Origin of the sequence: Microbispora hainanensis (assembly GCF_006874475.1) — a bacterium.
GTDB classification, from domain to species: domain Bacteria; phylum Actinomycetota; class Actinomycetes; order Streptosporangiales; family Streptosporangiaceae; genus Microbispora; species Microbispora hainanensis.
In genome coordinates this window covers 167,803-187,801 of the sequence record NZ_VIRM01000005.1, presented here as the reverse complement: position 1 = coordinate 187,801, position 19,999 = coordinate 167,803, and the positions used below count along the sequence as shown (strand labels likewise).

The 19,999-nt window shown below is 71.6% G+C and carries 22 protein-coding genes; 12 read left to right on the top strand and 10 right to left on the bottom strand.

From position 1 onward, the window contains the following. The first annotated feature begins 12 nt into the window (after positions 1–12). Positions 13–639 (top strand): dihydroxyacetone kinase subunit DhaL, encoded by a 627-nt coding sequence (gene dhaL, locus FLX08_RS06435; protein WP_142617264.1) that lies wholly within the window; start codon positions 13–15, stop codon positions 637–639. 194 nt (positions 640–833) lie between these two features. Here the strand turns inward: dhaL and FLX08_RS06430 are convergent, their stop codons facing one another. Next, positions 834–1,607: an IclR family transcriptional regulator gene (locus FLX08_RS06430; protein WP_142617263.1), complete on the bottom strand. Its 774-nt coding sequence runs from the start codon at positions 1,605–1,607 to the stop codon at positions 834–836. A 36-nt stretch (positions 1,608–1,643) separates the two neighbouring features. Here FLX08_RS06430 and dhaM point away from each other — a divergent pair, with 36 nt between their 5' ends. From dhaM to FLX08_RS06410, 4 genes are all read left to right on the top strand, one after another. Further along, a complete protein-coding gene (gene dhaM, locus FLX08_RS06425) occupies positions 1,644–2,018 on the top strand; it encodes a dihydroxyacetone kinase phosphoryl donor subunit DhaM (RefSeq protein ID WP_142617262.1) in 375 nt (124 codons plus the stop codon). Between the two features lie 130 nt (positions 2,019–2,148). Then, positions 2,149–2,412, top strand: a complete 264-nt coding sequence (locus tag FLX08_RS40435) for an HPr family phosphocarrier protein (RefSeq protein WP_167530291.1) — start codon at positions 2,149–2,151, stop codon at positions 2,410–2,412. Between the two features lie 278 nt (positions 2,413–2,690). After that, the gene (locus FLX08_RS06415; RefSeq protein ID WP_142617260.1) at positions 2,691–3,170 is read left to right on the top strand and encodes a cupin domain-containing protein; all 480 of its coding nucleotides are present in this window, start codon (positions 2,691–2,693) and stop codon (positions 3,168–3,170) included. 373 nt (positions 3,171–3,543) lie between these two features. Continuing rightward, positions 3,544–3,852 carry a hypothetical protein gene (locus FLX08_RS06410; RefSeq protein ID WP_142617259.1) on the top strand — a complete coding sequence of 103 codons (309 nt, stop codon included), beginning with the start codon at positions 3,544–3,546 and terminating at the stop codon, positions 3,850–3,852. A gap of 1,254 nt (positions 3,853–5,106) precedes the next feature. Here FLX08_RS06410 and FLX08_RS06405 read toward each other — a convergent pair. From FLX08_RS06405 to FLX08_RS06395, 3 genes are all read right to left on the bottom strand, one after another. Continuing rightward, a complete protein-coding gene (locus FLX08_RS06405; RefSeq protein ID WP_142617258.1) occupies positions 5,107–5,499 on the bottom strand; it encodes a hypothetical protein in 393 nt (130 codons plus the stop codon). A 153-nt stretch (positions 5,500–5,652) separates the two neighbouring features. Then, positions 5,653–6,876 (bottom strand): RNA polymerase sigma factor, encoded by a 1,224-nt coding sequence (locus tag FLX08_RS06400; protein ID WP_142617257.1) that lies wholly within the window; start codon positions 6,874–6,876, stop codon positions 5,653–5,655. Next, entirely contained in the window at positions 6,876–7,274 is a 399-nt protein-coding gene (locus tag FLX08_RS06395) for a YciI family protein (RefSeq protein WP_142617256.1), read from the bottom strand. Before FLX08_RS06395 ends, FLX08_RS06400 begins: the two co-directional genes overlap by 1 nt. A 412-nt stretch (positions 7,275–7,686) precedes the next feature. On the opposite strand from FLX08_RS06395, the gene FLX08_RS06390 reads away from it, so the two are divergent. Both FLX08_RS06390 and FLX08_RS43335 read left to right on the top strand, forming a co-directional pair. After that, complete coding sequence (locus FLX08_RS06390; protein ID WP_142617255.1) at positions 7,687–8,172, top strand: nuclear transport factor 2 family protein; 486 nt, start codon at positions 7,687–7,689, stop codon at positions 8,170–8,172. A 120-nt stretch (positions 8,173–8,292) separates the two neighbouring features. Continuing rightward, positions 8,293–8,613, top strand: a complete 321-nt coding sequence (locus FLX08_RS43335; RefSeq protein ID WP_425280615.1) for a tyrosine-type recombinase/integrase — start codon at positions 8,293–8,295, stop codon at positions 8,611–8,613. Positions 8,614–8,644: 31 nt separating this feature from the next. Here the strand turns inward: FLX08_RS43335 and FLX08_RS06380 are convergent, their stop codons facing one another. Further along, positions 8,645–8,899 (bottom strand): Smr/MutS family protein, encoded by a 255-nt coding sequence (locus tag FLX08_RS06380; RefSeq protein WP_030509549.1) that lies wholly within the window; start codon positions 8,897–8,899, stop codon positions 8,645–8,647. Positions 8,900–9,037: 138 nt separating this feature from the next. Next, entirely contained in the window at positions 9,038–9,466 is a 429-nt protein-coding gene (locus FLX08_RS06375) for a CBS domain-containing protein (RefSeq protein ID WP_142617254.1), read from the bottom strand. A gap of 165 nt (positions 9,467–9,631) precedes the next feature. On the opposite strand from FLX08_RS06375, the gene FLX08_RS06370 reads away from it, so the two are divergent. After that, a complete protein-coding gene (locus FLX08_RS06370; RefSeq protein ID WP_142617253.1) occupies positions 9,632–11,026 on the top strand; it encodes an aminopeptidase P family protein in 1,395 nt (464 codons plus the stop codon). 79 nt (positions 11,027–11,105) lie between these two features. Here the strand turns inward: FLX08_RS06370 and FLX08_RS06365 are convergent, their stop codons facing one another. Then, a complete protein-coding gene (locus FLX08_RS06365; RefSeq protein WP_142617252.1) occupies positions 11,106–14,195 on the bottom strand; it encodes a M48 family metalloprotease in 3,090 nt (1,029 codons plus the stop codon). Next, positions 14,192–14,704, bottom strand: coding sequence for a hypothetical protein (locus FLX08_RS06360; protein WP_208761287.1), 513 nt, complete (start codon positions 14,702–14,704; stop codon positions 14,192–14,194). The genes FLX08_RS06365 and FLX08_RS06360 overlap by 4 nt, the downstream gene beginning before the upstream one ends. Before the next feature lie 304 nt (positions 14,705–15,008). Here FLX08_RS06360 and FLX08_RS06355 point away from each other — a divergent pair, with 304 nt between their 5' ends. Next, entirely contained in the window at positions 15,009–15,656 is a 648-nt protein-coding gene (locus tag FLX08_RS06355; RefSeq protein ID WP_142617251.1) for a 4'-phosphopantetheinyl transferase family protein, read from the top strand. Here the strand turns inward: FLX08_RS06355 and FLX08_RS06350 are convergent. After that, positions 15,636–16,577 (bottom strand): cation diffusion facilitator family transporter, encoded by a 942-nt coding sequence (locus FLX08_RS06350; protein ID WP_142617250.1) that lies wholly within the window; start codon positions 16,575–16,577, stop codon positions 15,636–15,638. The genes FLX08_RS06355 and FLX08_RS06350 overlap by 21 nt on opposite strands. Positions 16,578–16,615: 38 nt before the next feature. Between FLX08_RS06350 and FLX08_RS06345 the strand changes: the two genes are divergently transcribed. The 3 genes from FLX08_RS06345 (at position 16,616) to FLX08_RS06335 (ending at position 19,424) form a co-directional block, all read left to right on the top strand. After that, entirely contained in the window at positions 16,616–17,083 is a 468-nt protein-coding gene (locus FLX08_RS06345; protein ID WP_142617249.1) for a MarR family winged helix-turn-helix transcriptional regulator, read from the top strand. 116 nt (positions 17,084–17,199) lie between these two features. After that, the gene (locus tag FLX08_RS06340) at positions 17,200–17,847 is read left to right on the top strand and encodes an LppX_LprAFG lipoprotein (protein WP_142617248.1); all 648 of its coding nucleotides are present in this window, start codon (positions 17,200–17,202) and stop codon (positions 17,845–17,847) included. After that, positions 17,844–19,424 carry an MFS transporter gene (locus FLX08_RS06335; RefSeq protein WP_142617247.1) on the top strand — a complete coding sequence of 527 codons (1,581 nt, stop codon included), beginning with the start codon at positions 17,844–17,846 and terminating at the stop codon, positions 19,422–19,424. Before FLX08_RS06340 ends, FLX08_RS06335 begins: the two co-directional genes overlap by 4 nt. Positions 19,425–19,502: 78 nt before the next feature. Here FLX08_RS06335 and FLX08_RS06330 read toward each other — a convergent pair whose 3' ends face one another. Further along, the gene (locus FLX08_RS06330; RefSeq protein WP_208761285.1) at positions 19,503–19,970 is read right to left on the bottom strand and encodes a MarR family winged helix-turn-helix transcriptional regulator; all 468 of its coding nucleotides are present in this window, start codon (positions 19,968–19,970) and stop codon (positions 19,503–19,505) included. Positions 19,971–19,999 lie beyond the last annotated feature (29 nt).

The following is a 19,999-nucleotide window of genomic DNA, read 5'->3' as shown; positions in this document are numbered from 1 at the left end:
TGGAGTCCGCTCGTGAACACGCAGTTCTTCGCCGCCTGGATCGAGGAGATCGCCGCCGCCGTACGGGCACAGCGCGACCACCTCACCCAACTGGACGCCGCGATCGGCGACGCCGACCACGGCGCCAACCTCGACCGCGGGTTCACCGCCGCGCAGGAGGCGCTGGCCGGCGCCTCCCCGCAGACCCCGGGCGCGCTCCTCGTCCTCGTCGGCTCCACGCTCATCCGCAAGGTGGGCGGGGCCTCGGGCCCTCTGTACGGCACCGCCTTCCGGGAGATGGGCAAGGCGTTCGGCGAGGCCGCGGAGATCTCGCCGGCCGAGCTGAGCACGGGCCTGAACGCGGCCCTGTCCGGCGTGCAGCGCCTCGGCGCGGCGGCCGAGGGCGACAAGACCATGGTCGACGCCCTCGCCCCGGCCGCCAAGGCGCTGGCCCAGGCCGTACGGGACGGACTGAAGCCGGAGGAGGCGCTGGAGGCGGCCGCCGCCGCGGCCGAGCAGGGCGCCCGGGCGACGGTCCCGTTGCAGGCGCGCAAGGGACGGGCCAGCTACCTGGGACCGCGCAGCGTCGGGCACGAGGATCCCGGCGCCGCCTCGACGGCTCTGCTGTTCGGTGCGCTGAAGGCGGCCGCCTCCCGATGATCGCGAGCCGCGGCCGGGCCGCGACGAGCCGGGTCCCGGCGCCGGCCGGCCCGTCCGGCGCCCGGAACCGGGCGCACGTGGACCGAGTGCACGTGGACCGGGCGCACGTGGACCCGGTGGACGCGGACCAGTCGGCCTGCCGGGTCGTGAGGCGCCCAGGCCGGGTGGACGCAGGCCGGGTGGACGCGGACCACTCAGACGAGCGGGCCGCCGGGCACGGCGGAGCGGGGCGCGCCGAGGTCGCGCGAGAGCGCCCGTGCGGTCTCGCGCACGGCCAGCGCGATCTCCTCCCGCCGCGCCGGGTCCAGCACCCGCTCGACCGGCCCGACAACGGCGACGGCGCCGGCCACCGAGCCGTCCCGGGAGAAGACGGGCGCGGCGACGCCCGCGTCTCCCAGCGCCGCCTCCTGGTCCTCGACCGCGTACCCCCGGCGGCGCACCTCCGCGAGCACCCGCTCAAGGTCGTCGCGGACGGTCCTGGTGAGCCCGGTCAGCGGGGCGAGGTCGCCCGACAGCAGCTCGTCCCGGCGCGGGTCGTGGGCGGCGATGGCGTGGCCGAGCGCGCACGCGTGCCAGGGAATCGCCGCGCCGACCTCCAGGATCTGCACGACGTCGTCGGGCCGGAACACGTGGTGGAGCACGATCACCCGGCTCCCCGACAGTGTGCCGACCCAGACCGCCTCGTTGACGCGCTGGGCCAGGGAGTCGGCCCACAGCAGGCTCCTGGCCCGCAGTTCCGACCCCTCCAGATAAGCGTTGCCGAGTTGCAGCACGGCGGGCCCGAGCGCGTACTTGCCGGTGTCGGGGTCCTGCACGACCAGCTCGCAGGCGGCGAGCGTGCGCAGCAGCCCGTGCACGGTCGGCTTGGCCAGGCCCACCCGCTCGGCGATCTCGGTGACCCCGAGCCGGGGGGTGCCTGACCCGAGGACCTTCAGGATGAGCGCGGCGCGCTCCACCGACTGGATCACTTTTCGATTATGCCGAACGATCTTCAGGAATAACGAATGGTTGGCATCGTACTTATTTCACACAGCAACGGCCTGGCCACGGAAGTGGCCGCGCTGGCAAGGCAGATCGGCGGCGCGCACGTGCCGCTGGCGGCGGCGGGAGGCACCGAGGACGGCGGCCTCGGCACCAGCCCCGATCTCGTGACCGCCGCAATAAAGGAGGTGGACCGGGGGGACGGGGTCGTGCTCATCCCCGACCTCGGCAGCTCGGTGCTCACCGCCAAGTTGCTGCAGACCCCGGATGACGTCGTGATCGCCGACGTGCCGTTCGTGGAGGGCGCCATCTCCGCGGTCGTCGCGGCGGGCGGCGGCGCCTCGCTGGACGGTGTGCTGGCGGCGGCCGAGGAGGCGTGGCATGTCCGTAAGCTCTGACCCCACGGCAAACCCCGCGGGAGCGGCCCCCGCTGAGGCGAGCCCTCCGCTCGCGACGCCCCCTGCTGTGGCGAAACCCGCCGGAGCGACTGCTGTTGGGGCGCCCCCTGCTGGGGCGGCTCCTGCGGCCGTGCCTTCCGAGGTGGGCGCGGACGAGCGCACGATCGTCCTGAGCGAGGACCTGCACGCCCGCCCCGCGAGCGCGCTCGCCCAGACCGCCGCCGCCTTCACCTCGGCCCTCACCCTCTCGTACGGCTCCCGCACGGTCGACGTGCGCAGCGTGCTGTCGCTGATGGGCCTGGGCGCCACGAGCGGGCAGAGCGTGACCCTGCGCGCCACCGGCGACGACGCCGCCGAGGCGCTGACTGCTCTCGCCTCGGTGCTCGGCGCCTGACGAAAGGCGCGGCGAGTGCGTCAACGGCCCCGCGTACGGCGGGCGCGGGCACAGCGGCGGCGAGTTGGTCGCTCCGGATCTCATCCAGCTCCTGCGGCAATGCGGGCATCACCTACACCTCGGCGGGCGGTGGGCGTACTGTCGGCTTCGACCGGCGAGTGCTGCTGTGCGCTCCCGGCGACTCCGGGTAGGAACCTGCGAGCGACGACGATCGGCCTTCGGCGGCGCACTCCGCAATCCGGAGGCCGAACGGCTCGCACCCGAGGAAAGGACGACCAGTGACCTATCCCCCACCGGCCTACCACGGTGACACGGGCGAGCCGACGGCGACGTACCGGCGCCCGGACGCCACGCCCGAGCTCGACTACCCGAGCGGAACGACGGTGCACTATCTGGCGACCGGTGCGACGACCAATGGACAGTTCGGGCTCTACCGCTGGGATATGGGACCGAAGCCCAGCGGCCCGGCGGCGCATTTCCACCGGTCGATCTCCGAGTCGTTCTACATCCTCACCGGCACGGTGCGGATCTACGACGGCCGGCGCTGGATCGACACCGGCCCTGGCGACTTCGTACACGTTCCGGAGGGCGGCACCCACGCGTTCCGGAACGAGTCGGGCGAGCCGGCGTCGATGCTGCTGCACTTCGCACCCGGCGCACCCCGGGAGGGCTACTTCGAGGGGCTGCTCACGCTCGCGGACATGAGCGAAGAGGAGAAGGCGGAGTTCTACCTCCGCCACGACACCTTCTGGCTCTGAAACCCGGGGACCTGGCTCACGTCTCCCGGCCCTCATGTAGCGACGTATTCATGCCGACGAGCCTGCAAATGACGCATTGCTCACCATGCAACGAGGCACCTGTGGCAGTCTTGCTCACACAAAGCTGTGCCCCGGCTGCGTACGTAGCAGAGGCAACACCGGGGCTTATGCACGTGTCGGGTATTCGTACCGCTGTACTCCCGGCGCTACTTTCGTAGCACGCACTGTGATGCGGAGTGGAGGGAAGCCACCCGGCGGATTTTCCCACGTCAGGCCAGCCGTAGTGAAGGCGGGGTCATCATCCCTATCTTCTGGGTGCCCGTGCCGGACGTCGAAATTCCACAGACTCACCACTCGATTCCCGCCCACGACCTTGGCCGTCTACGCGGCCGGCATCCTCTACGCTGGCCTGCACTCCCGGATCACATGGATCGCCCGACAGGCCGCCGAACCGGGCATATTCTGCCTGCGCTGGTTCCTCCGGTCTCAATTCCGCAGCCGTATGCTGATCACCGCTCTCCTTCTGTGGGCAGGACTGGATACCGCTGCAGACACCGGCTTGGGCGCAGCGATCGTTGTAGTGCTCACCGGCGTCGCTGGTCTCGAGCTCCTGGCAAAGGTGCTGCGCGTCCGTTTCGGTATTCGTCTCCCTAATGAGTCCGACCGCGATTCACCCGAGTAGCACTCTCACCGGAGACCGACCCTCACCCCTCGGAGTTCCCAACCAACCGTGCAGAAACGTCGTTGAAGTCGCACAAACGGCATTCCTCACCGACCAGAGACAGCTCGACCGGAGTGCCAAGCCGCTCTCCCGTTTTGATCAGGTACTTGTCGCGGCCCGAATGCCCGACTCACCGTTGCCAGGAATCCGGTGCCAACCAGGAGGTGACCAGCTCCGTCTCAGGACCCGTGAGCAGAGCGACTTCGACGGGGCGGCGACCCTTGCGAGCTCGTGTGACAGCAGCCCGGCCAGCCCCGTGACGGCCGCGCGGTCGGTGAAACCTCGGGCTTCGGGCCTGTCCGCCTCTGCCGTCAGCGTGTCCAGGTCCGACAGCAGGTGCATGACCGTCATCGACGCCCTGCTCATGGCTCGGTTCAGCCGCGTCAGCGCGTCGGCGTACTCAACCAAACCGGGCGCACCCCGCAGTGCCCGCCACCGCTCGCCCATCACCCCCAGCCAGGAGCGGCGAGGCGCCAGGCCGTGCGCGCTCAGTGCGGCGCAGGCGAACGAACACGCCCATGTGGACAGCATCGCCGCAGTGAGCGACTTGTCACCGGCCGCGCCAGCCGATTTCCGACAAGACCGCCAGGGGCCAACGAGCCCGGGTTCAGGACTGGAGGTCGACGGCCAGTGCGATGTTCCGTGCCGGAGTGCCTGCAGGCGGGTTCTCTGAACGGTCCGCCGTTCGCCGGTCGTGCGGGTAGGCCGGTCGCTGCTCCGGGTCGCGGGGCCGCCACCGGCCAGGATGTGACCCAGAGTGTGAGCCGGCGTACGGAGGCCGGTGATTCGCGCGGGGAACCGAGGACGCGGGCACGCAGTCGTACTGCGGGCACGGCGTGGTGAAGCACTGCTTGGGAGAGGGCACGCAGACGCGGCCCGGACCACAGTTGACCGCCGCACACGGCGATCCGGGGCTGCACGCACCGGCCGCCTGCCCTTCCGACGGAGTGGCGATGACCGTCCGGGCTGGTGGAACCGCAGGCCCCTGGCCTGCCCAGGCGTCGGCCGCCGGCGACACCGCTACGGCCACGCCCACCATCACGATCAGTTTTCGAAGCATGCTTCCCCCGAGCCGCGTTGATCGCTTCTGCCTTCCGCGATGCTCGCACCGGCCACCCCCGCTGACGGCAAAACGGCTCTCAGCCAATCGCACGGCTTGCCGAAAGCCGGGCCACGCAGGGGGTGACCGGATCGTGTGTCCACTGCGCGTTCCGGTCAGTCCCCGTAGCAGTGCAACAGCAGATCGGGCTCTGCCTGCCAGCACGTCAGCAGCTTCCGTATGGCCGCCACCAGCTCGCGTTGCGCGTCGGTGCCGACGGCAGCCTCCAGACGGTCGACGTCCGCCTCAAGCTGCGGAAGGTCGCGTCGATCGAGAACCGTGTCCGACCACGGGTCGAGCCCTCCCAGAACGAGCAGGCCGCTGCTTCCGGCGCTGTCCACCAGCGACAGGAGCTCGTCTACCTCCACGTCCAGCACCCAGCCCCGCCGTTCTGCCGTCATCCACTCTTCGGCCTCCGCACGGCGACGCTCACGCCGCTGTGCCCGGGTGGCGCGACGCAGGCTCTTCGGACGCGGCTGCGGAGGACGCAATGCCAACAGCAGTCCCATGCCGCCGACCGTAGCGATCGCCACGGCCTGCCGGTAGCGCGCCCAGCCGGCGGAACGGGCATCCGGGCCGCGTTCGGATCCCGGCCGGTCGGGCCGGAGAAGTCGGCCCGGCGCAGAAGTCAGCCCAGCCCAGAAATCAGCTCAGCCCAGAAATCAGCCCAGCGCGGCCGCCTTGCGCAGCAGCACCGAGCGTTCGCGCTGGTTGGCGCACAGCCGGGCCGCCAGCTCCAGCTCGGTGCGCGCCTCCGGTCGCCGGCCGAGGCGGGCCAGCAGTTCCCCGCGTACGGTCGGAACCAGATGCGACCCGGAGAGCCGGCCTGAGGCGACCAGCTCGTCCACGATGGCCAGGGCCTGCGCCGGGCCCGAGGCCATGGCGACGGCGACGGCCCGGTTGAGCTCGACCACCGGCGAGGGCGCGACCCGGCCGAGCGCCTCGTAGAGCACCACGATCCGGTCCCAGTCGGTCTCCTCGGTGGAGAGCGCCGACGCGTGGGTGGCGGCGATCGCGGCTTGCAGGCCGTAGGGGCCGAGGCCCCGGGCCGACGCCTTGGCCAGCGCGGCCAGCCCCCGGTGGATCGCCGAATAGTCCCACCGCCGCCGGTCCTGGTCCTCCAGCAGGATCGGCGAACCGTCCGGACCGGTCCGGGCCGGGAAGCGCGCCGCCGTCAGCTCGCACAGCGCCAGCAGGCCGTGCACCTCCGGCTCGTCCGGCTGCAGCGCGGCCAGGGTGCGGGCCAGCCGGATCGCCTCGTACGCGAGGTCGGGCCGCATCAGCCGGTCGCCGGACGTGGCCGTCGACCCCTCCGTGAAGATCACGTAGAGGACGCTGAGCACGCCGCCCAGCCGCTCCCGGCGCTCGTCGGCCGGCGGCAGCTCGAACGGCACTCCGGCCGCCGCGATCGTCTTCTTGCCCCGGGTGATGCGGGCCTGCACGGTGGGGACAGGCACGAGGAACGCGCGGGCGATCTCCTCGCTGGACAGGCCGGCGACCACGCGCAGGGTCAGCGCCACCCGGGCCTCGGGCGAGAGCACCGGATGGCAGCTGACGAACATCAGCGCCAAGATGTCGTCGTCGATCCTGTCGGGGTCGGCCTCTTCGCCGACCGCCGGATCGGCCGGGTCGGCCGCCAGCAGGGCATACCGGTCCTGGAGGGCGGTCCGGCGGCGGATCGCGTCGATAGCCCGCCGCCGCGCCGTGGCCATGAGCCAGCCGGCCGGATTGACCGGAGGGTCGAGCGGCCACGACACCAGCGCCTCGGCCACCGCCTCCTGGGCCGCGTCCTCGGCCAGCCCGAAATCGCCGGTGAACCGGGTCAGCGCGGCGACGATCCGCGCCGACTCGATCCGCCAGACGGCCTCGACGTCGGCCGCACCCATCAGATCCGGGCCCGTCCCTCGGCGGCCCCCGCGGTGTCCTGCGGCATCTCGTCTTCGCCGGCCACCCGCCGGACCTCGATCTTGGAACCGGTGACCGCCGGTACCCGCTTGGCCCACTCGACCGCCTCCTGCTTCGAGGCGACGTCGAGCAGGAAGTAGCCCCCGAACAGTTCCTTCGTCTCTCCGTACGGCCCGTCCGTGACCACCGGGACCTCGCCGCTGAAGTCGACCACGACACCCTGGCGCGGATCGTCGAGCCCTTCCGCCGCGAGGAGAACGCCGGCCTTGACCATCTCCTCGATGAACTGACGGGTCCTGGCCATCATCTCCTCGATGTCGGCCATCATGGCCGCGTTCGACTCGTCGGTGCCCCGCATGATCAGCATGTAGCTCGGCATCCTGTTCTCCTTCTCCGGCGGGGCCGCGTCTCGTCCCTCGCACCCCTACGTCGAACGAGCGGCCCCCGGATCGACACGGCCCGGGAAAATCTTCCGCCGAGCCCCGGCCGGCCCCTCCGGCCCGCGTTCTGAGGGACGCCGTCTGCTGCGGGTGCGTCCCCGGCCGGATCGCCAGGTGGTTCACATGACGTAAGACACCTCTACTTCGGGTGACAGTGATTGAGCGCCGCTCTGACCTGCGGCAACCCTAAGAACCATTTTGATGACCTGCAACGGTCGTCCCGGTGGTTCTCGTCGTTTCGCCGCTGATCATGATGCCGTGTGCCCTCATTGTGCTTGCCCCAGTCCAGCAGCGGCGGGCGGCGTGCCGGTGTGGGTAGCTGTCAAGGTGGAAATCGATAAGGTGAGGCCCATGGATTCCCGAGTTGATCCAGACGGCGGCGATGGCCGCAGTAGCCCGCGTGACGTGTTTCTCCGCCTGGTGAATGGGGTCTGCGAAGGGCCGTACGAAAATCTGGCCGACCTCTATGCCGAACAGACCCATGTCACCCACCCGTTTCACCCGCTCAACGCGCCGCCGCTGCTGAGCCGCAGCGAACTGCACGAGCACTTCACCGCGCCGCCGCCGTTTGCCCGGACACTGAATCGTAAGCCGGTCAACATCATCATCCACGACACCGCTGATCCGGAGGTGATCGTCGCCGAATTCGCTTACCAGGGGCACGTGGAGGAGACAGGAGAGGCGTTCACCGTGCCCTGTGTCTTCGTTCTCCGTATTCGCGACGGGCTCATCGTCGAGTCCCGCGATTACATCGATCACATTGCCAGCGCGCGGGCATGGGGCCAGCTCGAAAGCCTCCTGACCGCGCTGCGCCCATCGAGCGAGGTCGACCACTGAAATGCGGTTGCCGGTGATCGCGGGATCGCGCGCCTGATCTCCGGTCGAACCAGACGCCGGCCGAGGTCGTGCCTCGGCGCAGCCGTTCATCGCGACCTTGGTAGGCGTTCACGCCGCACCTTGCCCGTCCATCCCGTCTGCCATCGACCCGATCGCGAAGCGGCAGCGGGCCGGCAAAAGGGAGAGCGCCGAAAGTCTCACCGCGACCACGTGTGCCATGTGTTGCGGCGCACTGCGGCGTCGGCGTGGCTCGGTGCCGGGGTCGACATTCGCACGGTCGCTGAGTACCTCGGTCACTCTGACCCTGGGTTCACGCTCCGGACGTACACCTGCCTGACGCCGAACGCAGCCGACCGGGCGCGCAAGGCTATGGACGCGTTCTTCACGCAAGAGCAGACCGGGCCGAGTGCCCTGGTTGTGCCCTCGGGAAGATCGAGATGACGTTCACCCTGCTAGACGACGCCCGGTGCCGCTACTTCCACTGGAAGTAGACGAACAGGCGGCCGTGGTTCTTGGAATCCTTGTCGATCCGGTGGTAGAGCGCCTTGATCTCCTTCTGCTCCAGGAAGCGCAGCACCTTCTTCTTGAGCTGGCCGGACCCCTTGCCCGGGATGATCTCCACCTGGGTCGCCTTCTTGCGTACGGCCTCCTGGATGATGCCGTGCAGCGCCTTGTCGATCTCGCTGCCCTTGTTGTAGATGTCGTGGAGGTCAAGCTTCAGCTTCACGCAAGCGAGTCTAAGTCGCCGCCCGCCGCGGAATGCGGGTGCGGGACGCGGAAAGCGGACGCCGAATGGGGAACGCGGGGCGCGCGACAGGGACGCGGGGCGAGGCGGGTCACCGCGCCCCACACCGGCGGGGGCGGGTCAGCCGTTGATGTAGCCGACCAGGGCCTCCTTCTCGCTCTCCAGCTCCTGGATCGAGGTCTTGACGACGTCGCCGATGCTGACGATGCCGGCCAGACGGCCGTCGCGGACGACGGGCACGTGCCTGATCCGGTGGTTGGTCATGGTGCGGCGCAGCTCGTCGACGTTGGTGTCCGGGCCGCAGGTGCGCACCTCCGCCGTCATGATCGACGAGACGGGCATGGTGAGCAGCGCGGCGCCGTGCTCGTTTAGCCGCCGTACGACGTCGCGCTCCGACACGATGCCCGCGATGGTCAGACCGTCCTCGGAAACCACGACCGCGCCGATGTTGAGCTCGGCCAGCCGGGCGAGAAGCTCCGACACCGTGGCGTGCGGCGGAACGGTCGCCACACCTGTTCCCTTGCTCTGCAAGATCGTCCCGATGAGCATCGACACCACCTCTCAGGGGCACCTGGGGGACTGTCCCCGCTTCCGCTCCCGCCGGCCGGCCGGAGCGGCGAAATCCTGTTTCCCCAGGCAACAGCGGTCGTCGTACCTCGTCAAGGGCCTCCACCCCTACGATGGCGAAATATCACCGCACCCTGGGGGCAGAGGATGGCCGAGAAACTCAACACCGGGAGCCATGATCTCCCGATCTCAGAAGCGCTCGCGGAGTTCATGCGCGACGGCTGGGCCGACACGCACGAGGACGTGGCGCCGCTGCCGGGCGCCGCGTACGCGGCCAAGCGGCGGGCACGGCTCACCGAACGGCTGCCGGGCGAGCGGCTCGTCATCCCCTCGGGCACGCTGCGGGCCCGCAGCAACGACGACGACCACCGGTTCCGCACGCACAGCGCGTTCGCCTACCTGACCGGCGGCCAGCAGCCGGACGACGTCCTGGTGATCGAGCCCTCCGGTGAGGCGCGGCTGTTCCTGCATCCCCGCCCGTCCCGTGCCGAGTCGCAGGAGTTCTACCGCGACCGGCGGTACGGCGAGTTCTGGGTGGGCCGCCGATTCGACCTCGCGGAGGCCGAGGCGGCGTACCAGATCGAGTGCGCGCACATCGGCACGCTGCCGGCCGCGCTGAATGGACCCGCGCGCGTGCTGCGCGGGGTGGACGCCTCCGTAGACGCGCTCGTCTCCCCCTCCGGCGACGACCGCGACGCCGAGCTGGCCGCGGTCCTGTCGGAGCTGCGGCTGGTCAAGGACGAATGGGAGATCGCGGAGCTGCAGCAGGCGGTGGACGCGACCGCGCGCGGGTTCGAGGACGTCGTGCGCGCGCTGCCCGCGGCCCTCGCGCACCCGCGCGGCGAGCGGTACGTCGAGGGCGTCTTCGGCCTGCGCTCGCGGCTGGAGGGCAACGCGGTGGGCTACCAGTCGATCGTGGCCTCCGGAGCGCACGCCTGCGTGCTGCACTGGATCCGCAACGACGGGCGGCTCGACCCCGCCGAGATGCTGCTGCTGGACGCCGGCGTCGAGGGCGACAACCTCTACACGGCCGACGTCACCCGCACGCTGCCGCTGTCGGGCCGGTTCAGCCCTGTGCAGCGGCAGGTCTACGACCTGGTCTACGAGGCGCAGACGGCCGCCATCGCGGTGCTGCGGCCGGGGGCGCGCTTCCGCGAGTTCCATGAGACCGCCATGCGGGTGATCTCCGACGGGCTGCGCGAGTGGGGCCTGCTGACGAAATCGCAGGCCGACGCGGGCCTGCACCGGCGCTACACCCTGTGCAGCAGCGGCCACATGCTGGGCCTCGACGTGCACGACTGCGCCCGGGCGCGGGCGGAGACCTACCTGGACGGCGTGCTGGAGGAGGGTCAGGTGCTGACCGTGGAGCCGGGGCTCTACCTCCAGCCCGACGACCTGACGCTGCCGCCGGAGCTGCGCGGGATCGGCGTCCGCATCGAGGACGACCTCGTGATCACGGCCGACGGCGCCCGCCTGATGTCGGCCGCGCTGCCCCGCCGCGCCGACGAGATCGAGGCGTGGATGGCCGCCCTGGCCGGGTGAGCGACCCCGATCCGGGCTTCCGGTCCGGGCCCGCCGCCCGGACCGGAAGCCGGTCGGAGGCGTGTCGCCGATCCGTACCTCATAGACGCGGCTGAGGCGGCTCCGCCGGCTCGCCCTTGTAAACGGGGTCGGCGGAATCGCCGATGATCAAATCGATCATGGCCGAGGTGGACATCGCACTGATGGACCCGGCCATGAGGCCGATCACGGACACCCGGAACGCGTCGACGTCCGCGCGGTCGACGGCCCGGACGCACGCGGGCCCCGCCTTCCTGATGTCCTCCCCGAACCGGTGCCAGGACTTCTGTGCCATCGGGTCGGGGACCTGGAAGTAGACCGGTTCCCGCGACGCCAGGTTGATCATGGCCTGGCACAGCGGTCGCATTCTGACCATGACATCGGCCGTGTCCTCCGGGAGATCGTCACGCTCGGCCGAGTCGAGCACTGCCGTCACGGACTTGCCGATGCGGAGGGCGTGATCGAGGAGATATCGGCCGCCGAGCCGATACCAGGCGATGACCTGCCGCCTGCGCATGTCCTGCGAGGCCGGCAGGACCGGCAGGCCCGCCGTCCGTTGAAAGGTGGCCTGCGCACCGACCGTGGTGAGCTGCGCCTGCGTCGAGAACTGCGCCTCGGCGTCGCCCGCCATCAGAACGGCGGCGGTCGCGAGAGCCGCACACGGCAGACCGGCCGCCGGCAGCGCTGTGGCGTAGCGTCTTCCCGGCCTGGCGCGGGCGGTGGCCGCGACCGGCTGGGACGCCGGGACGCGGGCGTTCGGGATCGCCGACCAGGCGAGGCGGCACAGGGCCGCCAGTGCCGTGGCCGCCACCGCGACGACCGGCGCCAGCAGTAGCGCACTGTGCGCGACGAGGCCGAAGGTGTTACCGGCCTCCAGCTGCCGCCAGGCGGGACGCCAGGCGCAGCTGTTGTTGAGGACGCTCAGCGGCTGGACGCATCCGTCGACGGAGATGAGCGCGGTCGCGGCGGCCAGGCCCAGGATCGCGGCGGCCCCCGCGGCGACGAGCGCGGCCGGCAGCCGGAAACGGGCCGAGGCCGCCGCGATCAGGGCGGCGACCAGTGTGCCGGCGGCGATCGCCCACAGTGACCAGATCGCATAGCTGAAGGCGTACATGCCGCCGCGTTGTCCCGGTGCGGCGTGCAGGGTGTGCAGCCATGCCTGGATTCCGGCGACACCGGCGGCCGCGATCACCGCTCCCACCAGTGCGGGCGCGACGGCCTGTCGCAGCGCGGGCACCGGCCGTGTCACGGGAGCGACGGTGTCCGTCGCCTCGCGGCTTCCGAGGGCGGCGTACGGCGAGCGGAGCCGGCCGGGTCCGTGTCGGACGGTGCCCGCGGCCCACAGGGCGAAAGGCGTGACCCAGGCCACGACCGCGGCGGCAGGGGTCAGCGGCCGGTACGCCGCGTATCGCAGCACCGCGATCATCGGAGCCATGACGGCGGTCGTGTCCGGGCGCGCGGTGCCCGCGCCGGGAAACCAGTTCGCGGTGCTCCATCGCAGGCCCTCCGGGTCGTACCAGAATCCGCCGGCGTACATCGCGCCGTAGAAGTTCCACCAGCAGAACCACGCCGAGAGGATCAGCCAGCCTGAGATCAGGCACAGCGCCAGCGGCCATCGCAGCGACCGGCCCGGCCAGGATGTGGCCGCGAGGCGCGCGCACTGGGAGGTCCAGCACGTCACGGCGACCGCGGCGGCCACGACCAGCGTCAGCACCCACACCCTGCCGGGCAGCCACGTCCCTCCGGTGGTCTGGCCGTTGACCAGCGATCCGCAGATCAGCCCCAGGCCCAGCCACAGCCCGGCCCGCACTCCGCTGGGAGCCGGCCGGCCCAGCACGGCGGCACGGACCACCGCCCGCCACAGCACCGCCGTGACGGCCGCCGCGACCACGGCCGCCGGAACGGTGGCGAGGCCCTGCCCGAGCCAGTCACTCAGGTCGGCGACGCGCGGCTCGACGTGCCCCAGCAGGTGGAAGTTCATCAGTGTGGCGCCGGCGCCGATCAGGAACATCAACGGTGAACTCACCGTGAAGAGCGGTGCCGGATCGTCGAGGGCGGCGCGGCGGATCTCCCGCCTCGGGTGGGTCCGCACCTGGTCCAGCAGGACGCTCGCCAGCCGGTGCAGACGCCCGCGCTCAGCCGGCGCGGGAGGCACGTGCGGCGCACCTGGCTCGACCGGCGCGGCCGATGTGAGCGGCGTGAGCGGCGTGGGCGGCGCGGGCGACGCACTTGGCCCAACCGGCGCGGCCGGCGCGGCCCAGACGTGCTCAAGCGGCGCACCCCAGCGGCCGGCCGTCAGGTCGGCGTACAGCTCCCTGCTGCGCAGCACGTCCGCACGGACGAAGTGGACCACGACGGCGATGATCACGGGAACGGCCAGATAATGCGTGACCGAGGCGGCGACCGTCGATCCGACGCCGGTCGCGATGCCGATCGCCCACAGTCCCGACCACCACAGCAGGTAGGGGATGACGATCAGCACGATGAACGTCCGCCACAGGGCGACGGTGGCGTAGGTGATCGTGAGATCCCGGTTGGCCACGTGGGCGAGCTCGTGCAGGACGACGGCGTCGAACGTCCGCGGGTCGGCGGTGCGGCAGGCGACCAGTCCGCCGTTCAGGAGCAGCCGGGGGCGGCCGTCGGTGCCGAACACCGAGGCGCTCCTGCTGGTCGTTGCCGGCGCCATGAACAGTTCCGGCACCCGCGCGACGCGGCCCGCGGCCAGTTCCTCGACCCGCGCGGCGATCTCGGTGCCGCCGGGAACACGATCCAGACGGATGCAGCGGCCGCGACGCTGCTTCCACAGCGGCAGCAGGAGTGTGGCCGCCGCCGTGGTGGCGACGACCACCGCGGGCCCGGCCAGGATCTGCCACACCGGTGGGGGTGGTGCATGCCGGGCCGCGCAGGGGAAAAACGCCAGTGCCTGCCCCGTCAGGCGGGTCGCCGCCGTCAGCGTGTACGCGGAGTAGTCGATGCCGGCCGCCAGCACGCAGTCCGCGTAGCCGCCGAGGCGGAGCGCGGACAGCACCGACATCGGCATGTAACCGCCGGCGGTGACGATCAGCAGCAGCAGAAGCGCGAAGCGGGAGTTCGTGCCGGCGCCGAGTATCCGTTCGTCGAGCCTGGCCCGGCCAGGCTCGACGGCGGTCACCGCGTCTCCCTCACATCGGCATCACCGTGGAACTCCCCGGGCTCGGCCAGCGCCAGGCCGGCGACGACGCCGTCGGCGATCCGCTTGGCCCGGCTTTCCGACAGCCCGGCCTCTGCGGCCGCGTCGAGGACCATCCGCTTCACCAGCGCCTGCTGCTCGCGGGTGAGCGGAGGGATGGTCGCGGGCTCCGCCTTCCGGCGCCGGATGCGCCGCCACAGTGACACCGACCCGCGCGCCGCCTGGTCCACGGCCGCGTCGGTCAGCTTCTGCCGGGCGCTTTCCAGCGTCAGCCACAGCAGTGGCGTCACCAGCGGAACGACGTCGTCGAGTCCGAAGCCGAGCGGGTCACGCCCGTGCCTGCGCCGGCGCAGCCGGGCCGGCACCTCGGCGTCGCTGTAGCGCAGCAGCCCCTCGACCACGACCGTTTCCTCCGGCGCGCAGTCGGCCACGACCTTCCGTACGACATCGCGGAGCAGAACCTCGGTGGAGCAATCGGACTGTGTGTTCAACGTCACGTCCCCGGGTGGAAGTGGTGGAAGTTTCGATGACTTCGGAGTCGGCCCCTGAGCGTGATGCTACAAGCACTGATCGTCACGCATGCCGCTATCCGGACACGGGGCGGCGCCCAGGAGATCGGGCGGCAGCGGACACCGCGTCCCTGCGCCGGGTCCTCCGGATGGGCGGGTCACTCCCGCACGAGCCGCTAGCAGAGCCGCGCGCGTCCGGCCGCGGCCCGTCCCGGCCAGGTCGGCGCACCCGGGATGGTGGGGCCCAGTTCACGTGATCGTCACATCGCTCCCCTACAGTGGCCTCGTGCGCCCCCCACTGGCCGTGGCCGGCCACACCGCCGACGTGCTGGACATGGTCGCCGGCACTCTCACCGAGGCCGAGCGCGAGCGCGCCGAGCGCTTCACCCGCAAGCGGGACCGCCTCGACTTCGTCGCCGCCCACCTGCTCGTACGGCACTGCGCCGCGGAGCTGCTCGGCACCCGCGCCTGCATGCTGACCGTGGCGCAGCGCTGCGAGACCTGCGGGCAGGCCCACGGACGGCCCTGGCTGGCCGAGGCCCCCGAGGTGTCGATCAGCCTGGCGCACACGTCGGGCTATGTCTGCGCGGTCGCCGGGCTCGGGCGGGTGGGCGTGGACGCCGAGCACGCCACGTACGGCCCGGCCGACGAGAGGCTGGTGGAGCTCGCGCTGACCCCCGCGGAGGCGAAGCTGGTCGGCGACGACAACCGCGGGCTGATCCGGCAGTGGGTGCGCAAGGAGGCGCTGGTCAAGCGGGGAGAGCTCACGCTCGACCGGCTGCGCGAGGCTGACCTGTCGGCCCTGCCGCTCGATGACGGGCTGACGGGCCCGCTGGAATGGCAGGGCCGTCACTTCATCGAGTGGACGGCCGGCACGGTGATCGCCTCGGCGGTCACCGACGAGCCCGCCAAGCTACGCCTCCTTGGCGGCTGACCGTCCCGGGGTGGGGTCGAGGAAGACCTGCCGGATCTCCGGGAACCGCTCGGTGAGCCGGCGCTCCACCTGGTCGGAGGCGAGCTCCAGCCGCTGCCCGGACGTCTCGTCGCGGAAGTCGACCTTCGCCGCGACCATGACCTGGCCGGGCCCCATCATGACGGTGACCAGCTCGACGACGGCCTCGACCTCCGGCTGGGCGGCCAGCTCGCCGCGGATCTCCTCCTGCAGCCCGCGCGGCGCGGCCTGGCCGATGAGCAGCGAGGCGTTGGTCCTGATCAGGGTCAGCGCCACGCCGAGCAGCAGCAACCCGATGACGATCGACGCGGCGCCGTCCCACACGGCCGATCCGGTGAGCTGCGACAGCAGCAGGCCGACGCCGGCCGTGGCGATGCCGATCAGCGCGGCGGAGTCCTCCAGCACGACGGCCTTGAGCACGGTGTCGGAGGTGCGCCGCAACAGCCGCCCGGGGCTCACCCGCCAGCGGCGCGCCTCGCCGCGAAGCTGCCGCAGCGCCTTCCAGAGGGAGACCGACTCGATCGCGAAGGACGCCCCGAGCACGACGTACGACACGCCGACGTCGCCCAGGCTCTCCCCGGCGGTGATGGTGTGCCAGCCGTGCGTGAGCGAGAACCCGGCCCCCACGACCAGCGTGAAGCAGGCCGCCACGATCGCCCACAGGTAGGCGGCCCGGCCGTGGCCGAACGGATGGCGGGAGTCGGCGGGGCGCTCGCCGTGCCGGATCGCGGCGAACAGCACCACCTCGGTGGCCGTGTCTGCCGCGGAGTGCGCCGCCTCCGACAGCATCGCCGAGGAGGAGCTCATCAGGCCGGCGACCAGCTTGGCCAGCGCGATGGCGAGGTTGGCCGCGCCCGCGACCACGACTGTGCCGAGGCTCTCACCGTTCTCGCTGTCGGCCATTCCGCTCCATTCGTGCAAGTGATCTTATGCTGGTCGTCATGGAAGCCCCTCATTGGCTCACCCCGCAGGAGCAGCGCGCCTGGCGGGCCCATCTGGCCGCCCACCGCCTGCTCTTCCACCAGCTCGACCGGGAGCTGCAGGGCACCGGGCTGTCGCTGAACGACTACGAGATCCTCGTGAACCTCTCGGAGAGTCCCGGCCGCCGCATGCGCATGAGCGAGCTGGCCGACGCGACGATCCAGTCCCGCAGCAGGCTGTCCCACCAGATCTCGCGGATGGAGGCCGCCGGCCTGGTGGTCCGGCAGAACTGCGAGGACGACCGGCGCGGCACGTTCGCCGTGCTGACCGACCACGGCTGGGAGACGATCCAGCGGGTGGCTCCGGACCACGTGGCGAGCGTCCGGCGGCACTTCATCGATCGGATGACCCCCGAGCAGGTGTCCACGCTCGACCAGATCTACACACCGATCGTCGACCATCTCCAGGCGGTCCGCGGCACCCGGTGAGGAGACCGTGGGACGGCACGGGGTTTAGCACCGGCCCCGACTTCCCCCGACAGGCCGGGCCAAACGGTTTCCCGCGGGAGCGCGTGCCGGCCCCGGCTGGTCGCTACGATCCGGCTGTGCGAACAATCCTCGGGCTCGTCGTGGCCGGCCTGCTGCTCGTGACCGCCTGCAGCGCGAAGAGCGAGACTGCCCTGCCTGACGGTCCCGCGCTGCTGAAGCGCTCGGCCGACTCCATGCGCACGGTCAAGACGGTCGCCTTCATGATCGAGACCAAGGACAAGCCCGCCATACCGGTCCGGCATGCCGAGGGCAGCCTCACCCGGGAGGGCGACGCCAAGGGCACCCTGCAGATCGAGATCGCCGGACTGCAGGAGATCGAGTTCGTGCTCGTCGGCGACAAGGTCTACTTCAAGGGCCCGACCGGCGGCTTCCAGACGATGACGCGGCAGCAGCTCGTCGCGCTGTACGACCCCTCCGCCGTGCTGACGGGCGTACCCGACCTGCTGTCCACCGCGCAGGACGTCCGGACGCAGGCGGAGGAGAAGATCGGCGACGCCGCCGCCTATCGCGTGACGGCCGCGCTGTCGCAGCAGGTGCTGGCCAAGCTGGTCCCCGGCGTGCAGCAGGGGGTCAACGGCACACTCTGGCTCGACAAGGCCACCAGCCGCCTGCTCAAGCTCGACCTGCCGCTCACCGGCGGCTCGGTGGCCGTGACCATGGGGGACTACGACGCCCCCGTGACCATCGCCCCGCCCGCATCGTGACCGGCGCCACCGACGCCACCGGCACCGGCAGCACCGGCAGCGCGACCGGGGCGGCCGGGGCTGCCGGGCCCGTCGCGCGGCGACGTCGGCTCGCGCTGGGCGTCGGCGGGGCCGCCGTGCTGCTCGCCGCGCTCGACGCGTACGTCGTCGTCACCGTGCTCGTGGACGTCGCCGCCGACGTCGGCGTGCCGCTGAACCACCTGGAGCGGGCGACTCCGGTCGTGACCGGGTTCCTGCTCGGCTACGTCGCGGCGATGCCGCTGCTCGGCCGCCTGTCCGACCGGTTTGGCAGGCGCGTGCTGATCCACGCCTGCCTGGCCGGGTTCGCCGCCGGTTCCCTGGTCACCGCTCTGGCGGCGGGCGTCCCGGCGCTGGTCGCGGGCCGTACGCTGCAGGGCGTCGCGGGCGGCGCGCTGCTGCCGATCACCATGGCCCTCATCGGCGACCTGTGGGACGAGCGCACCCGGGCGGTGGCGCTCGGCGCGGTCGGCGCGGCGCAGGAGCTCGGGAGCGTGCTCGGCCCGCTGTACGGCGCGGGTCTGGCCGCGCTCGCCGGATGGCGCGGCATCTTCTGGGTCAACATCCCGCTCGCGCTGCTGGCCGCCGTTGCCGTTCAGGTGGCCGTCCCCGGCGGGCGCGAGCCGTACGGCCCGTCCTCCGGCAAGGCAGGCGCGGGAACGGGCGAGACGGGCTCGGGGAAGGTGGACGCGGGCGGCGGTGTCCTGCTCGCGCTGGCTCTCGGCCTGCTGGTCGCAGGGCTCTACAACCCCTCCCCCGACACGGCCGTGCTGCCGCCGTGGGGACTGCCGTGCGTGGCCGCCGGAGCGGTCGCGGCCGTGCTGTTCGTGCTGTGGGAGATCCGCTCGCCGGTCCGCCTGCTCGACCTGACGGGCGTCCCCAGGAGGCCGCTGCTCGCCACGCTGGCGGCGAGCCTGCTGGCCGGGGCGGCGCTGCTGGTCACGCTGGTCGACGTGCAACTCGCCGCGCAGACGCTGCTCGGCAGGGACGCGGTGGGCGGCGCACTGGTGCTCACCCGGTTCCTCGCCGCGCTGGCGGTCGCGGCGTTCCTCGGCGGGATCCTGGTGCGGCGGTTCGGCGAGCGCCCGGTGGCCGTGGCGGGGATGGCGGTGGCCGCCGTGGGCTACTGGATGATCTCCCGGTGGCCGCTCGACCTGGCCTCGGCCGGCGCGCGGATGGACGTCGACCTCGTGGTGGCCGGCCTCGGCCTCGGCGTGGTGATCGCCCCGGTCTCGTCGGCGGTGCTGCGCCTGGTGCCCGCGGCGCAGCACGGGGTGGCGTCGGCGGCGGTCGTGGTGGCCAGGATGATGGGCATGCTGCTGGGCGTGGCCGCGCTGTCGGCCTGGGGCTTCCACCGGTTCCAGTCGCTCACCGCCCACCTGGACACGCCGCTGCCGTTCGGGGTGGAGGCGGCCGAGTACGCCCGCAGGCTCGCGGACTACACGGCGAAGGTCCAGGCGGCGCTGCACGCGGAGTACACCGAGATCTTCCTGATCACATGCGGGTTGTGCGTGCTCGGCGCGGCCGTCTCCCTGGCCCTGCCACGCCGCCGCACCTGACCCCCAACCTCATCCCGAGCCTGTTCCCGGGCCTCGTCTCGCGCCTGATCCCACACCTCTTCCGGCGCGGGGACCGGGTCAGGGGCCGAACCAGCCGGGGACGTCGAGACGGAAGACGTCGTGCGGCGTCACCTTGCGCAGGTCGGCCTCCAGCTCCCTCAGCCGTTCCTCGCCGATGACGGCGGCCCAGCGCGCCCGCAGCTCGTCGAAGATGCGGGCCGAGCGCACCAGCACGTCCACCCCGGACTCCGTCAGCCGTACGATCTTGCGGCGCGTGTCGCGGGGGTCGCGGGCACGCTCCACGTAGCCGATGCGCTCCAGCGTCTCGATCGTCTTGCCCGCCGCCTGTTTGCTGACGCCCAGCGTGCGGCCCAGCTCCACCGCAGTCGTGCCCTCCGGGCCGATCGCCTGCATGACGAAGCCGTGCATGGGCCGGGCGTGCGGATGCCCCTGCCGGGCCAGCTCGGCGTGCAGCTCGTCGATGAGAACGCGAAACCCCAGGAAGAGCCGCAGGGGCAGCTCGAAGCCGGGCGGGTCGATTGACACAGATAGACAACCTGGTTCACTATTACCGA